At 72.6% G+C, this 15261-nt stretch carries 12 protein-coding genes and 1 tRNA gene; 7 read left to right on the plus strand and 6 right to left on the minus strand.

The window, feature by feature from the left end; genetic code table 11:
- Positions 1-38: 38 nt before the first annotated feature.
- Complete coding sequence (polA, locus tag DQ240_RS05860; protein ID WP_113838686.1) at positions 39-2777, minus strand: DNA polymerase I; 2739 nt, start codon at positions 2775-2777, stop codon at positions 39-41.
- Between the two features lie 64 nt (positions 2778-2841).
- Here polA and DQ240_RS05865 point away from each other — a divergent pair, with 64 nt between their 5' ends.
- Positions 2842-3249, plus strand: a complete 408-nt coding sequence (locus tag DQ240_RS05865; RefSeq protein ID WP_113838687.1) for a PaaI family thioesterase — start codon at positions 2842-2844, stop codon at positions 3247-3249.
- Positions 3250-3252: 3 nt separating this feature from the next.
- On the opposite strand, the gene DQ240_RS05870 is transcribed toward DQ240_RS05865, so the two are convergent.
- Positions 3253-3894 carry a GNAT family N-acetyltransferase gene (locus DQ240_RS05870; RefSeq protein ID WP_158548548.1) on the minus strand — a complete coding sequence of 214 codons (642 nt, stop codon included), beginning with the start codon at positions 3892-3894 and terminating at the stop codon, positions 3253-3255.
- Positions 3895-4204: 310 nt separating this feature from the next.
- Between DQ240_RS05870 and DQ240_RS05875 the strand changes: the two genes are divergently transcribed.
- Genes DQ240_RS05875 through DQ240_RS05890 form a run of 4 tightly spaced genes read left to right on the plus strand, consistent with a single transcriptional unit; the run spans position 4205 to position 8325 of the window.
- A complete protein-coding gene (locus DQ240_RS05875; protein ID WP_233498532.1) occupies positions 4205-5449 on the plus strand; it encodes a branched-chain amino acid ABC transporter permease in 1245 nt (414 codons plus the stop codon).
- Positions 5450-5454: 5 nt separating this feature from the next.
- A complete protein-coding gene (locus tag DQ240_RS05880) occupies positions 5455-6471 on the plus strand; it encodes a branched-chain amino acid ABC transporter permease (protein ID WP_199589097.1) in 1017 nt (338 codons plus the stop codon).
- Positions 6461-7474, plus strand: coding sequence for an ABC transporter ATP-binding protein (locus tag DQ240_RS05885; protein ID WP_113838689.1), 1014 nt, complete (start codon positions 6461-6463; stop codon positions 7472-7474). The genes DQ240_RS05880 and DQ240_RS05885 overlap by 11 nt, the downstream gene beginning before the upstream one ends.
- Entirely contained in the window at positions 7471-8325 is an 855-nt protein-coding gene (locus DQ240_RS05890) for an ABC transporter ATP-binding protein (RefSeq protein WP_199589098.1), read from the plus strand. The genes DQ240_RS05885 and DQ240_RS05890 overlap by 4 nt, the downstream gene beginning before the upstream one ends.
- 423 nt (positions 8326-8748) lie before the next feature.
- On the opposite strand, the gene DQ240_RS05895 is transcribed toward DQ240_RS05890, so the two are convergent.
- Complete coding sequence (locus DQ240_RS05895) at positions 8749-10068, minus strand: ABC transporter substrate-binding protein (protein WP_369831997.1); 1320 nt, start codon at positions 10066-10068, stop codon at positions 8749-8751.
- Between the two features lie 227 nt (positions 10069-10295).
- Positions 10296-10895, minus strand: a complete 600-nt coding sequence (locus DQ240_RS05900; RefSeq protein ID WP_113838691.1) for an ANTAR domain-containing response regulator — start codon at positions 10893-10895, stop codon at positions 10296-10298.
- 83 nt (positions 10896-10978) lie between these two features.
- On the opposite strand from DQ240_RS05900, the gene DQ240_RS05905 reads away from it, so the two are divergent.
- A tRNA-Leu gene (locus DQ240_RS05905) sits at positions 10979-11052 on the plus strand.
- Positions 11053-11221: 169 nt separating this feature from the next.
- Positions 11222-12913 carry a pyridoxal-dependent decarboxylase gene (locus DQ240_RS05910; RefSeq protein WP_233498533.1) on the plus strand — a complete coding sequence of 564 codons (1692 nt, stop codon included), beginning with the start codon at positions 11222-11224 and terminating at the stop codon, positions 12911-12913.
- Between the two features lie 13 nt (positions 12914-12926).
- Here the strand turns inward: DQ240_RS05910 and DQ240_RS05915 are convergent, their stop codons facing one another.
- Together DQ240_RS05915 and pyk are read right to left on the minus strand one after the other, a co-directional pair.
- Entirely contained in the window at positions 12927-13802 is an 876-nt protein-coding gene (locus DQ240_RS05915) for an acyl-CoA thioesterase II (RefSeq protein ID WP_113838693.1), read from the minus strand.
- The gene (pyk, locus tag DQ240_RS05920; protein ID WP_113838694.1) at positions 13799-15214 is read right to left on the minus strand and encodes a pyruvate kinase; all 1416 of its coding nucleotides are present in this window, start codon (positions 15212-15214) and stop codon (positions 13799-13801) included. Before pyk ends, DQ240_RS05915 begins: the two co-directional genes overlap by 4 nt.
- Positions 15215-15261: the final 47 nt, after the last annotated feature.

A 15261-nucleotide genomic window follows, 5' to 3' on the forward strand; every position in this document is an offset into this window, starting at 1 on the left:
CACGTGGCCGCGGTGCGGTCCGGAGGACCGCAGATCACTCAGTGGGCGGCGTCGTTCCACGTCCGGCCGAAGCCCACCGAGACCTCCAGCGGCACCGACAGCTCGGCAGCGCCGGCCATCTCGCGGCGGACCAGGGTCTCCAGCGCGTCCCGCTCCCCCGGCGCGACCTCGAGCACGAGCTCGTCGTGCACCTGGAGCAGCATCCGCGAGCGCAGACCCTCGGCGGCGATGGCCCGCTCCACCCGCAGCATCGCGACCTTGATGACGTCGGCCGCCGAGCCCTGGATCGGGGCGTTGAGGGCCATCCGCTCGGCCATCTCCCGGCGCTGCCGGTTGTCGCTGGTCAGGTCCGGCAGGTACCGGCGCCGGCCGAGCGTGGTGACCGTGTAGCCGGTCTTGCGCGCCTCGTCGACCACGGTGTCCAGGTAGTCGCGGATCCCGCCGAAGCGCTCGAAGTAGGCGTGCATCTGACCGCGCGCCTCCTCGGGGGTGATCCGGAGCTGCTGGGCGAGCCCGTAGGCGCTCAGCCCGTAGGCCAGGCCGTAGCTCATCGCCTTGATCCGGCGGCGCATCTCCGGGTCGACCTGGTCGATCGGGATGTCGTAGGCCTTGGAGGCCACGAAGGAGTGCAGGTCCTCCCCCGACGTGAAGGCCTCGATCAGGCCCTCGTCGCCGGACAGGTGGGCCATGATCCGCATCTCGATCTGGCTGTAGTCGGCGGTCATCAGCGACTCGAACCCGCTGCCGACCACGAACGCCTGCCGGATGCGGCGCCCCTCCGCGGTGCGGATCGGGATGTTCTGCAGGTTCGGGTCCGTGGACGACAGCCGCCCGGTGGCCGCGATCGTCTGCTGGAAGGTCGTGTGGATGCGGCCGCCGTCGTCGACCATCGGGATCAGTCCGTCGATGACCGTGCGCAGCCGGGTCACGTCGCGGTGCCGCAGCAGGTGCTCGAGGAACGGGTGCCCGGTCTGCGCCAGCAGCGAGGTGAGGGCCTCGGCGTCGGTGGTGTAACCCGACTTGATCTTCTTGGTCTTGGGCAGCCCGAGCTCGTCGAACAGCACCGTCTGCAGCTGCTTGGGCGAGCCGAGGTTCACCTCGTGGCCGATGACGGCGTAGCACTCGGCGGCGGCCGCGGCGACGCCGTCGGCGAACTCCTTCTGCAGGTCGTGCAGGAAGTCCAGGTCGGCTCCGATGCCCCGGTACTCCATGGCGGCCAGCACCCGGGTCAGGGGCAGCTCGATGCCGCCGAGCAGCGAGTCACCGCCGCGCTGGCCGAGGAGCTGCTCGAGCGCGTCGGACAGGTCGTTGACCGCCACCGCCTTGAGGACGTCGGCGTGCGCTGCCTCGGCCGCGAGGTCCGCCTCGCTCGGACCCAGCCCGTCGAGGGTGAGCTGACCCTCGGGGGCGGCGGCGTCCTTGAGCTCCCGGCGCAGGTACCGGACCGCGAGGTCGCCCAGGTCGAACGACCGCTGGCCGGGGTTGGTCAGGTAGGCGGCGAGCGCGGTGTCGCTGACCAGGCCCTGGACCTCCCAGCCCCGCGACCAGACCGCCAGCAGCGGGCCCTTGACGTCGTGGGCGACCTTGGGCCGGTCGGGGTCGGCCAGCCAGGCCGCCAGCGCCTGCTCGTCGGCGGCGTCCAGGTCGGGGCCGAGGTCGACGAAGGTGGCGTGGTCGTCGCCGGCGGACAGGGCCAGGCCGGTGAGCTCGCCGGTGCCGCGGCCCCACGTGCCCCGGAACACCAGCCCGGTGCGGCCGGTGGCGTGCTCCGCCAGCCATGCACCGAGGCCGCCGGGCGCCACGTCGTCCTCGGTGACCTCGAAGCCGCCCTCGACCTCGGGCTCGGCGCTGGTCAGGGTGGCGAACAGCCGGTCCCGGAGCACCCGGAACTGCAGGTTGTCGAAGAGCGTGTGCACCTCGTTGCGGTCCCACGCCTGGACGGCGAGGTCGGACGGGCCGACCTCGAGCGGCACCGCGCGGTCGAGCTCGGTGAGCCGCCGGTTCTGCAGCACCGAGGACAGATGCTCGCGCAGCTTCTCCCCCACCTTGCCCTTGACCGTGTCGACCTGGTCGACCAGCGCGTCGAGCGAGCCGTACTCCCGCACCCACTTCGCCGCGGTCTTCTCCCCCACGCTCGGGATGCTGGGGAGGTTGTCGCTGGGGTCGCCGCGCAGCGCCGCGAAGTCCGGGTACTGCGTCGGGGTCAGGCCGTACTTGGTCTCGACCTCCTCCGGCGTGAACCGGGTCAGGTCGGAGACGCCCTTGCGCGGGTACAGCACGGTGACGTGCTCGTTGACCAGCTGGAGCGCGTCCCGGTCGCCGGTGCAGATCAGCACGTCCATCCCGGCGGCGACGGCCTGCACGGTGAGGGTGGCGATGACGTCGTCGGCCTCGTAGTTCTCGGCGGTGATCACCGGGACGTGCAGCGCGGCGAGCACCTCCTGGATGAGGCTGACCTGGCCGCGGAAGTCGGTGGGGCTCTCCGACCGGTTGGCCTTGTACTCGGCGTAGATCTCGCTGCGGAACGTCTTGCGGCCGACGTCGAAGGCCACGGCGAGGTGGCTGGGCTGCTCGTCGCGCAGGACGTTGATCAGCATCGAGGTGAAGCCGTAGACGGCGTTCGTCGGCTGCCCCGTCGTCGTCGAGAAGTTCTCGACCGGGAGCGCGAAGAACGCGCGGTAGGCCAGCGAGTGCCCGTCGAGCAGCAGCAGGCGGGGACGTGCCCCGTCCGGCGTGGAGGGGGCGGCGGGCGCGGAGGTGGTGACCGGTGCGGACATCGCCCGCGATCCTAGGTCCGCCCACCGACAGGAGCCGGAGCGCGGAGTCCTACCGTGCAGACCCGTGACCGTCTCCGCACCCCCCGCCTGGATCCCCGCCGGCCAGACCAGCCCGCTCGACGACAAGCTCGGCATCCGCATCACCGACTTCGACCCCGGCCGGACGGTCGCGACGATGCCGGTCGAGGGCAACGAGCAGCCCTACGGACTGCTGCACGGCGGGGCCACCTGCGCGCTGGTGGAGTCCGTGGGCTCGTGGGCCGCGGCGCTCAACGCCGGTCCCGATCGTCGGGTGGTGGGCGTCGAGCTCAACGCCAGTTACCTGCGGGCGGCCACATCGGGCACCGTCACCGCCGTCGCCACACCGGTCCGCCGCGGCCGGACGCTGTCGACCTTCCTGGTCGAGGTCACCGACGACACCGGCCGGGTCACCGCCACCGCACGGCTGACCTGCATGACGCTGGCGAGCTGAGGCTCAGACCTCCAGCGCCCGGCCCAGGGCGGGCAGCACCCGGGCCGGCAGCGGCCGGCGCGGACGCGCGCGGCGCGGCGCGGGGACGGCGACGCCGCCGCGCTGCCAGCCGGCCAGGGCCCGCAGCAGGTTCTCCCGCGGCACGATCCGGCGGGTGTGCAGCGGGGCGAAGCCCATGCGGGCGAAGAAGCGCTGCCGCTCCGCATCGGGCCCGACGGCGGCGACGACGTGGTCGGCGCCGCACCGCTCGGCGTGCTCGGCCGCGGCGGCCAGCAGGGCCGCCCCGACACCGCGGCGCCGGTGGTCCCGGTGCACGACCAGGTTGTCCACGGTCACCTGCGGGACGCCGAGCACGGCCGACAGCGGATCCAGCCCGAGGACGGCGAGGCCGACGACCTCGTCCCCCGGGGTGTCACCCGAGTGGGTGGTCCCGCCCGGCAGGACCGCGAGGACGACGACGTGCTCGGGATCGGCCAGCAGCCGCCGGAACCCGGCCGCGGCCGCCGACCCCGGCGCCTGACCGGTGAGGACGCCCTCGGCGTGGGAGTCGGCCCGGTGCTGGCGGACCAGCGACAGGACGACGGGCAGGTCGCCGGGCCGCGCGACGCGGGTCCGGACGTGGGACCGAGAACCGGATGCGGGCACCGGATGCCTCCCCTGGACGGTGCGCGCAGGATGGCACCGCCGACACCCCGGGCCCCTCCGACGCGCCGCCGGCGTGACGGCGGTGACGGGAGTGCCTGGTCGCGGAACGGTCACAGCTGTCCGGCCACGGAACAGTTGTGCAACATCTCTGGGTTAACGTCCACGCTCCACTCACACGCAGGGAGCACGCGTGACGCACGCGCCAAGCCGCGTCCGCCGGGAAGACCCCCGTCGGACGTCGTCCCCCTCCGCAGGGCAGACCGGCACCTCCGGTCACCGGTCCTCGCGGCACCGGTACACCGTCCTGCGGTTGCTGCTGGTCACCTTCTTCGGCCTCGCGATCGCCGCCCTGACGCCGGGCGTCGCCTCGGCGGCCGGCGAGCAGGTCCGCGGAACGCTGACCACCGGCGCCACGGGACCCATCGCCGGGGTCACCATCACCGTCGAGACCCCCGACGGGCAGGAGGTGGGCGAGGGCGAGACCGACGAGCGCGGCCGGTTCTCCGTGCCGGTGCCCGGTCCCGGCGAGTACGTCGTCACCCTCGACACCGACTCGCTGCCCGAGAACGTCACGGTGGGTGGCGCGGGCGACACCCGGACGGTGACCGTCGAGCCGAACGGCCGCGAGCCGGTCAACTTCGGCCTGTCCGACGGTCAGCGCGGCAGCGGGAGCGACCGCATCCTCGCCGTGCAGCTGTTCGTCGACGGCCTGCGCTTCGGGCTGCTGATCGCCATCAGCGCGGTCGGCCTGTCGCTGATCTTCGGCACGACCGGCCTGACCAACTTCGCCCACGGCGAGCTGGTCACCATCGGCGCGATCGTCGCCTTCTACCTGAACGTCGACGCCGACATCCCGCTGCTCGGCGCCGCGGTGATCGCGGTCGTCATCGGTGGCCTCGTCGGCGCGCTCAACGAGCTCGCCCTGTGGCGGCCGCTGCGCCGGCGCGGAACCGGGCTCGTCGCGGCGCTGGTGGTCTCCATCGGCCTGTCGCTGGCCGTCCGCTACCTGATCCAGACCGTCTACGGCGGCCGGTCCAACCCGTACGAGGACTACCAGTCGCAGCGCGCCCGCGACTACGGCGCCTTCGCGCTCACCGACCGCGACCTGTACTCGATCATCATCTCGCTGGTCGTCCTCGTCGCCGTCGCGCTGATGCTGCAGCGGACCCGGATCGGCAAGGCCATGCGCGCGGTGGCCGACAACCGCGACCTCGCGGCCTCGTCGGGCATCGACGTGAACCGGGTGATCCTCATCGTCTGGGTCATGGGTGGCGCGCTGGCCGCGCTCGGCGGCGTGCTGCTCGGCCTGTCGGACCAGATCCAGTGGGACATGGGCTTCCGCCTGCTCCTGCTCATGTTCGCCGGCGTCACGCTGGGCGGCCTCGGGACCGCCTACGGCGCCCTGGTCGGCAGCATCATCGTCGGCGTCTTCGTCCAGATGTCCACGCTCGTCATCCGCGACGACGTCAAATACGTCGGAGGGCTCCTCCTCTTGATCCTCATCCTCGTCGTCCGGCCCCAGGGCATCCTGGGCAGCCGCTCCCGGGTCGGCTGACCGCCGTGGCCGATCTCCTCGACGCCTTCACCCTCGGCGTCCGCGCGATGTTCGCCTACCAGGCGGTCTTCTTCGCCCTGCTCGCCATCGGGCTCAACGTGCACTTCGGGTACACCGGGCTGCTGAACTTCGGTCAGATCGCCTTCGCGATGCTCGGCGGCTTCGGCATCGCCATCTCCGTCTCGAAGTGGGACCTGCCGTTCTGGGTCGGCGTCCTCATCGGGATCGCCGCGGCGGTGCTCCTCGCGCTGCTGCTCGGCCTGCCCACGCTGCGACTGCGCGCCGACTACCTCGCGATCGTCACCATCGCCTCCGCCGAGGCCCTGCGCCTGCTGTTCCGGTCCGGCGGGTCGACCGAGCTGACCAACAGCACGCAGGGCATCTCCGACTTCAACGGCGGCTTCCTCTCCCTCGCCCCGTGGGACGTCGCCAAGCGGTACGACATACTGGGCACCCGCTGGAGCGGCGGTGAGCTGTGGGTGATCACCGTCGGGTGGTCGCTCGTGGCCCTCAGCTGCCTCTTGGTCTGGGCGCTCATGCGCAGCCCGTGGGGCCGCGTGCTCCGCGCCGTCCGCGAGGACGAGGACGCCGCCCGCGCGCTGGGCAAGAACGTCTACGCGTTCAAGATGCAGTCGCTGGTCCTGGGCGGCATCTTCGGCGCGCTCGGCGGGATGATCTACGCCGTCGGTACCGGGTCGCAGAACCCGGACCAGTACCAGAACGCCAACACGTTCCTGGCCTACGGTGCGCTGATCCTGGGCGGCGCCGCCCGCGTCCTCGGACCGGTCATCGGCGCGATGCTGCTCTGGTTCATCATCGCCTTCTCCGACAGTGCCCTCGCCGCGCTGGTGAGCGGGGACAACTCGTTCTTCGGCCTCTTCGAGTGGGGCGACCTGCTGTCGACCACCGACATCGCCTACATCCGGTTCATCATCATCGGGTTGGGCCTGATGCTCCTCATGATCTTCCGGCCCCAGGGCATCCTGGGTGACCGACGAGAGGTGATGCTCGATGCCCGCTGACCAGCCACACGGCGCCACCGCGGCCTCGCAGCTGTCCGGCGCCCCCGCGGCGCCGGCCCGGCTGGCGCAGGCCGCCCTGCGGGACGTCCCGTGGGAGATCGGCGTCGCCAAGCCCGACCCGGCGATCGTCGTCGACGGCGTGACGCGCACCTTCGGCGGTCTCACCGCCGTGTCGGTCGACCACCTCGAGATCCAGCGGGGCGGCATCACCGGCCTGATCGGCCCGAACGGTGCCGGCAAGACCACGCTGTTCAACCTGCTCACGGGGTTCGACCAGCCCAACGCCGGCACGTGGTCGTTCGACGGGCGGTCGCTGGGCCGGTTGTCGCCGCACCAGGTCGCGCGCCTGGGCGTCGTCCGCACCTTCCAGCTCACCAAGGCGCTGTCCCGGCTCACCGTGCTGCAGAACATGCTGCTCGGCGCCAAGGACCAGCGCGGTGAGGGCTTCTTCCGCTCGCTGGTCCCCGGGGTCTGGAAGAAGGAGGAGGCGGCCAACACCGAGAAGGCCCTCGAGCTGCTCGCCCGCTTCAAGCTCGACGCCAAGAAGGACGACTTCGCCGGCACCCTCTCCGGCGGTCAGCGCAAGCTGCTCGAGATGGCCCGCGCCCTGATGAGCGACCCGAAGGTCGTCATGCTCGACGAGCCGATGGCCGGCGTGAACCCCGCGCTGACCCAGAGCCTGCTCGGGCACGTCAAGGACCTGCGCGAGCAGGGCATGACGGTGATCTTCGTCGAGCACGACATGGACGTCGTCCGCGACATCAGCGACTGGGTGGTCGTCATGGCCGCCGGCCGGGTGATCGCCGAGGGCCCGCCCGAGTCCATCAGCCAGAACCAGGCCGTGGTCGACGCCTACCTGGGCGCCCACCACGACGCCCCGCTCACCATCGAGGAGGAGGACCAGGTGCTCGCCGAGGCCGAGGCGGCCATCGCCCGCGAAGAGGGCACCACCGGCGAGGTCCTGACCTCGGAGCGCACCGACGGCGAGGGGACCCAGCGATGAGCGAGCCGCTGTTCGAGGTCGACGAGTCCGGCGAGGGCGTCACCCGCGCCCAGGAGGCGGCGACCACCGCCGAGCTCTCCCCCGCCGAGAAGGCCGCCACCCGGGAGGAGCACGTCCGCCTCGCCGAGGGCGCCCTGGTCCGTGCCGACGACCTGGTCGCCGGCTACGTGCCCGGCGTCAACATCCTGCGCGGGGCGGACTTCTACCTGCAGGAGGGCGAGCTCGTCGGCATCATCGGCCCGAACGGGGCCGGCAAGTCGACGCTGCTCAAGACCCTCTTCGGGCTGATCCCCGTCCGTTCGGGCACGGTGACCCTCCGCGGCGAGGACATCACCTCCGCCCCTGCGCACCGCCTGGTCGAGCTCGGCGTGGGCTACGTGCCGCAGAACAACAACGTGTTCCCCTCGCTCACCATCGAGGAGAACATGCAGATGGGCGTCTACCTGCGGCCCAAGACGTTCCAGGAGCGCTTCGACTACGTGATCGACCTCTTCCCGCTGCTCGGCGAGCGGCGCAAGGGGAAGGCCGGCTCGCTGTCCGGCGGCGAACGGCAGATGGTCGCCATGGGCCGGGCGCTGATGATGTCCCCGTCCGTGCTGCTCCTCGACGAGCCCTCGGCGGGCCTCTCCCCCGCCTACCAGGACGAGGTCTTCATCCGCTGTCGCCGGATCAACGCGACCGGCGTCTCGATCATCATGGTCGAGCAGAACGCCCGCCGGTGCCTGCAGATCTGCGACCGCGGCTACGTGCTGGACCAGGGTCGCAACGCCTACACCGACACCGGTGAGTCGCTCATGCACGACCCCAAGGTGATCGAGCTCTACCTGGGGACGCTCGCCAAGGCCCACTAGCGCCTGCTGACGCTCCGCTGCGACGACGCCGGCCCCCTCCCCTCACCCGGGGAGGGGGCCGGCGTCGTCTTCCCGGCACGACGGCCAGGGCCATCGCGGGTGGAGCGCGTTCTGTGCGGCTCCCGCAGGACCGGCACCGCACGCGCAGGGCCCGCAGAGGGGCCACGGAGCCTCCGTCCGCTGCCGCTCGGGCGCCCGGCACCGGCCGCTGCTGCGGTGCGGGTCGAGGGTCCCTCCGGAGGTCCTGCACCACGCGCCCGACGCGCACAGGGCCCGCGGGGGCAGGAGGTGTCCGTCCGTGGCCGCTCGGGGCCGGGCACCTCCCCGCCCCCGGACGCACAGCGGCCCGGCACCGAGATCGGTGCCGGGCCGCTGCCGGTGGTGCGCGTCAGGCGTGCTGCCGGGGGCAGCGCGCCTGTCGGATCACTCGCCCGCCGGGCCGATGCCCTGCGCGTTGAGCTCCTGGATGATGCGGGCCGACTCGTCGAACCCGATCACGATGATGGCGTCCGGGTCGAACTCCACCATCCGCTGGACCTCGGAGTCGTACGACGAGGCGTTCGGGTCGTAGGTGATGGCGAGGATGTCGTCCTCGGCCAGGCCACCGTCGACCAGGTTCGCCGCGACGTTCTCCTGCAGACCGGTGCCGTAGGCGTCGTTCAGGTTCAGGATCCCGACGCGGCTGTTGCCGTCGGCGAGCACGAGGTCGGCCAGCGGGACCGCCTGCAGCTGGTCCGGGGGCGCGGTGCGGAAGTACAGCCCCTGGTCGTTGTAGTCGGTGAACTGGTCGGACGTGTTGGCCGGCGAGATCTGCAGGACGCCGGCGTTCACGATCTTGTCGATGACCGTGAGGCTGACCGACGAGGACGCCGCACCGATGATCGCGTCCGCGTTCTCCGCCAGGAGGCGGTCGACGCTGGTGTTCGCGGTGTCGGTGGAGGTGTCACCGGAGTCGGTCTCGATCAGCTGGACCGGCGCGCCGAGCACGCCACCGGCCTCGTTGACCTCCTGCAGGGCCAGCTGGGCACCGGCGACCTCGGGCGGGCCGAGGAAGGCGAGCGACCCGGTCAGCGGCAGCAGCGTGCCGATGACCAGCGGGTCGCCGGTGGCGCCCGGAGCGACCGGGGCGGGAGCGCCCTCGTCGCCGGCGGCCAGGGTCTCGTCGCCGGTGACCTGGAACTCGGTCAGCGAGTCGTCGATGGCGTTGTCGTCACCGAAGGTGAGCAGACCGAAGGACGCCACGGCGGGCTCGCCGGCCTCGGTGAAGTCCAGCGGACCGGAGGCACCGTCGTAGTCGACGTTCCCGCCGGCGTTGAGGATCTCCAGGCAGGCCGCGAAGTCGGTGCACTTGTCGCCACCGGAGGTCAGCCCGTTGATGTACGGCGCGAAGTCGCGGGCCTCGCTGCTGCCCGCGGCCTGCGCGGCCAGCGAGATCAGGACGAACGCGTCGTAGGTCTCGCCGGCGTAGTTGTACGTGCCGCCGAGGTCCGGGTCGATCGCGTCGAGCCGGGCCTTGAAGTCGTCGCTGAGGTCGGTCAGGGGCGTGGTGCCCTGCATGCCGGCCAGGTCACCAGGGGTGCTGAACTGGTCGCCCAGCGCGCTGCCCATGTTGCCGTCGGAGCCGTAGATGTTGACCCCGCCGCCGGACGAGCCGCTGTCGCCGCCGCCGCCGGAGGAGTTGTCGTCGCCGTCGTCGTCTCCGCCGCCGCAGGCGGCCAGCGCGATGAGCGCGACGCTCGTCACGGCGATGCCGCGAGCGTTCCTGCCAGTGCGCATCAATGAACTCCCAGGTGTGTCACGTCGTTCCGAGGCCCCCGAGGACGGCAGATGCCGCCCCGAGGGCCGCTGAGTGGAGCGAAGGTAACCGCTGGGGACGGGCATGCGGATCACGGTCGAGGGACCGTGATGAGGTCGTGATCTACCGTGTTGCGCCCGAGTTACGCGGGCGGCCGGGCCGCGGGATCGGCCGCTCAGGCGGGCGAACCCTCGGCGGCGACGCCCTCGTCGAGGATGCGCTGGGCGAGCGCCTTCATCGACGTCCGCTCGTTCATGGCGGTCCGCTGGATCCACCGGAAGGCCTCGGCCTCCGTCAGCCCCTGGTGGGTCATCAGCACGCCCTTGGCCTTCTCGACGACCTTGCGGGCCTCGAGCCGGTCCTCCAGGGAGCGGACCTCGCCGTCCAGCGCGGACAGCTCGGCGAACCGGGCGCGCGCGACCTCGATGGCCGGCACGAGGTCGTTCTTGGAGAACGGCTTGACCAGGTAGGCCATCGCACCGGCGTCGCGGGCCCGCTCGACCAGCTCCCGCTGGCTGAACGCGGTCAGCACGATCACCGGCGCCACCCGGTCACCGGCGATCTGCTCGGCGGCCGACAGCCCGTCGAGGACCGGCATCTGGATGTCGAGGATGACGAGGTCGGGCGCGAGCTCCCGCGCGCGGTCGACGGCCTGCTGGCCGTCGCCGACCTCGGCCACGACGACGTAGCCCTCCTCCTCCAACATCTCCTTGAGGTCGAGGCGGATCAGGGCCTCGTCCTCGGCGATGAGGACACGCGTCGGCTCGGTGCTCACGGGCGAGGAGCCTAGCGATGCCGGGCCGCCTGAGCAGGCCCGTTAGGCTGCGGATGCGCCGTCGGACGTGTGGTGTCCGGCACGCCCCCGTACCCCAATCGGCAGAGGGAGCGGATTCAAAACCCGCGCAGTGTGCGTTCGAGTCGCACCGGGGGCACCCCGTGATCTGTCGGCCTCCGGCCGACACCGCGGCCACGTGCCGTCCCCCTGCTGCGCTGAGCCCGTCCGTCCCCTCGGTCGCGGGAGCCTCCGGCCCCCACTCCTCGGCGACAGCGGCCTGACGGCCGCTCGTCCGCCGGCGAGCTGGTGCCGAATACGGTGGGGGTGTGACCGAGCCTGCACCGCACATGACCCCCGAGGAGTTCCGGCGGCACGGCCACGAGGTGGTCGACTGGATCGCCGACTACTGGACCCGGCTGCCCGGGCTGCCCGTCCGCTCCCCCGTGGCGCCCGGCGACGTCCGTGCCGCGCTGCCCGACGCACCGCCCGAGCAGGGCGAGCCGCTGTCGGCCGTGCTGGCCGACCTCGACCGGGTCGTCGTCCCCGGGCTGACCCACTGGCAGCACCCCGGCTTCTTCGGCTACTTCCCGGCCAACACCTCCGGCCCCTCGGTGCTCGGCGACCTGGTGTCGGCGGGGCTCGGCGTGCAGGGCATGTCGTGGGTGACCAGCCCGGCCGCGACCGAGCTCGAGCAGCACGTCCTGGACTGGTTCGCGGGCCTGCTCGACCTCCCGGCGTCCTTCCGCTCCACCGGCACCGGCGGGGGCGTGATCCAGGACTCGAGCTCCGGCGCGAACCTCGTGGCGCTGCTGGCCGCGCTGCACCGCGCGAGCGGCGGCGCCACGGTCCGGCACGGCGTCGAGCCCGAGGAGTGCACCGTCTACGTCTCCGCCGAGACGCACTCGTCGATGGAGAAGGCGGTGCGCATCGCCGGGCTCGGCAGCGACGCCGTCCGGATCGTGGAGGTCGGGGACGACCTCGCGATGCGCCCGGCGGCGCTCGCCGCCCGCCTGGAGCGTGACGTGGCCCGCGGCCTGAAGCCGGTGCTGGTCTGCGCGACCGTGGGGACGACGTCCACCACCGCCGTCGACCCGTTGCTGGAGCTGGGGCCCATCTGCCAGCGGTTCGGCGTCTGGCTGCACGTCGACGCCGCCTACGCCGGGGTCAGCGGCCTGGTGCCGGAGCTGCGCCCGCTGCAGGACGGTGTCGAGTGGGCCGACAGCTACACCACCGACGCGCACAAGTGGCTGCTCACCGGGTTCGACGCCACGCTCTTCTGGGTCGCCGACCGGGCGGCCCTCACCGGTGCGCTGGCGATCCTCCCCGAGTACCTGCGCAACGCCGCCACCGACAGCGGCGGGGTCGTGGACTACCGGGACTGGCAGATCGAGCTGGGCCGGCGGTTCCGGGCGCTGAAGCTGTGGTTCGTGCTGCGCTGGTACGGCGCCGAGGGGCTGCGCGCCCACATCCGGTCCGGCGTCGCGCTGGCCCAGGAGCTGGCCGGCTGGGCCGACGCCGACGAGCGGTTCGAGGTGGCGACGCCCCATCCGCTGTCGCTGGTGTGCCTCCGCCCCCGCTGGGAGGACGAGGTGGACGCCGACGTCGCCACGATGACCCTGCTGGAGCGGCTCAACGACGGCGGCGAGGTCTTCCTGACCCACACCACCGTGCGCGGCCGCGTCGTCCTCCGGGCGGCCGTGGGCGCACCGACGACGACCCGGGCCACGGTCGAACGCCTCTGGCAGCTGCTGTGCGAGAACCACGACTGGCTGTCCCGCGACTTCGCCGAGGCCGCCGCCGAGCGGGCCCGGCTGGCGGCCGAGGAGCGGGCCGAGGCCGAGCGCCGGGCGGCCGAGCGCGCCGCCGCAGCGGCGCAGCAGGCGGAGCAGGAGGCCGCAGCCGTCGAGGTACCGCAGGCCGAGGAGCGGGCGGACGAGCCGGCGGAGGTGCCGGTCGAGACGCCCGCCGCGCAGGACGAGACGGCGACGCAGGTCGCCGTGCAGGCGCCCGCCGGGTGACCCTCCGGGGGCCCTACTCCCCGAGGTCGCGGATGAGGCCCTCCTGGGCGACGGACGCGACGTGCGTGCCGTCGACCGACCAGATGTGGCCGAAGTTCAGCGCCCGCCCGCCGGCGGCGGCGGGGCTGTCGGTCTCGTAGAGGAACCACTCGTCGGCCCGCACCGGCGCGTGGAACCACACCGCGTGGTCCAGGCTCGCGCCCTGGTAGCGGTCGTGCCAGCCGCCCTTGCGGGCCAGGCCGGCGCCGAGCAGCGTCAGGTCCGTGACGAAGGTCAGCGCGGCCGCGTGGATCGTCGGGTCGTCGGGCAGCCGCCCGGCCACCCGGAACCAGCCGTAGGACCGGGTGTCGGGCTCCTGCTTGGGCACCCGCGCGAACGGGTCGTCCAGGGACCGCTGGTCGACCGCCTGCCCGAGCAGCTCCAGGTGCTCGTCGTCCTCCTTGCCGTGCCGGCGCGCGTACTCCAGGGCCGTCGGGACGGCGTCCGGCGGCGGGACGTCCGGCATCGGCAGCGCGTGGGTGACGGCGGCCGGCTCGGGCTGGTGGAAGTCCGCGGTCAGGGCGAAGATCGCCACGTCCTCGCCACGGCGACGCTGGTGGGCCAGCACCCGGCGGGTGGAGAACGACCGGCCGTCGCGGATCCGCTCGACGACGTAGCGGATCTCCTCGTTCGGGTCTCCGGGACGCAGGAAGTAGGAGTGCAGCGAGTGGACCGGCCGCCCGCCCGTCGTCGTCAGCTCGGCGGCCATGAGCGCCTGCCCGGCCACCTGGCCACCGAACACCCGCTGGCGCGTGGTCTTCGGCGTCTGGCCGACGTAGACGCCGGGCTCGCGCTCCTCCAGGTCGAGCACCTGGAGGAGCGCGGCGACGTCGTCGCTGCCTCCGCTCACGAGTCGGTGCCCACCTCGTGCACGCGGATGAGGTTGGTCGAGCCGACGGTGTTGGGCGGGCTGCCGGCGACGACGACGACCCGGTCGCCCTCCTTGAGCCGGCCGATCGCCAGCAGCGAGAAGTCCACCTGCTCGACCATGTCGTCGGTGTGCTGGACCTCGGGCACGAGGAAGGTCTCCACGCCCCAGGACAGCGCCAGCTGGCTGCGCACCCGGGCGTCGACGGTGAAGGCGAGGAGCGGCTGGCGGGGGTGCAGCGCGGCGAGGCGACGGGCGGTCTCGCCGGTCTGGGTGAAGGTCGCGAGTGCCTTGACCCCGAGCGTCTCGCTGATGTCGCGGGCGGCCCGGACGATGGCCCCGGCGCGGGAGCGGGAGACCCGCACCAGCTCCGGCGCGCGGACGTTGTCGCTCTCGACGGCGTCGATGATCCGCTCCATCGTGCGGACGGCGGCGATGGGGTGCTTCCCGACCGAGGTCTCGCCCGACAGCATCACGGCGTCGGCCCCGTCGAGGACGGCGTTGGCGACGTCGGAGGCCTCGGCGCGGGTCGGCCGCGAGTTCTCGATCATCGACTCGAGCATCTGCGTGGCGACGATGACCGGCTTGTTGCGCTCCCGGGCGGCCTGGACGGCGCGCTTCTGGACCAGTGGCACCTGCTCGAGCGGGAGCTCCACGCCGAGGTCGCCGCGGGCGACCATGATGCCGTCGAAGGCCTCGACGATGGCCTCGAGGTTCGCGACCGCCTCGGGCTTCTCCAGCTTGGCGATCACGGGGACGTAGACGTCCTCCTGCCGCATGATGTCGCGGACCAGCTCGACGTCGGCCGGCGAGCGGACGAACGACAGCGCGACGAAGTCCACCGACAGGTGCAGCGCGAAGCGGAGGTCCTCGGCGTCCTTCTCCGACAGCGCCGGGACGCTGACCGCGACACCCGGCAGCGACAGGCCCTTGTTGTTGGAGACCGGGCCGCCCTCGACGACCAGGCACCACACGTCGGGGCCGTCGATCTCGACGACCGAGAGCGCGAGCTTGCCGTCGTCGACCAGCAGCCGGTCACCGACGCGGGCGTCGGCGGCCAGGCCCTTGTAGGTGGTGGAGACGCGCTCGGCGGTCCCCTGGACGTCGTCGACGGTGATGCAGATCCGGGCGCCGGTGGGCCACTCCACCTTGCCCTCGGCGAAGGTGCCCAGGCGAATCTTGGGGCCCTGCAGGTCGGCGAGGACGGCGACGGCGTGGCCGGTGCGGTCCGAGGCCTCGCGCACCACGCGGTACGCGGCCTCGTGGTCGGCGTGCGCGCCGTGGCTGAAGTTCAGCCGGGCGACGTCCATGCCGGCCTCGACGAGTGCGGTGACCTGCTCGATGGAGCTGGTGGCGGGACCGAGTGTGCAGACGATCTTGGCGCGGCGGGGCATGACGAGAACGCTAGTGGGCGCCTGCGCCGCGCGTGGGACCGGACTCC

The sequence above is a fragment of the Blastococcus sp. TF02A-26 genome, from assembly GCF_003319125.1.
GTDB lineage: Bacteria > Actinomycetota > Actinomycetes > Mycobacteriales > Geodermatophilaceae > Trujillonella.

Coding starts and splice junctions, on each gene's coding strand:
- polA (WP_113838686.1), bottom strand. CDS start 2,777: ATGTCCGCACCGGTCACCACCTCCGCGCCCGCCGCCCCCTCCACGCCG.
- DQ240_RS05885 (WP_113838689.1), top strand. CDS start 6,461: ATGCCCGCTGACCAGCCACACGGCGCCACCGCGGCCTCGCAGCTGTCC.
- DQ240_RS05890 (WP_199589098.1), top strand. CDS start 7,471: ATGAGCGAGCCGCTGTTCGAGGTCGACGAGTCCGGCGAGGGCGTCACC.
- pyk (WP_113838694.1), bottom strand. CDS start 15,214: ATGCCCCGCCGCGCCAAGATCGTCTGCACACTCGGTCCCGCCACCAGC.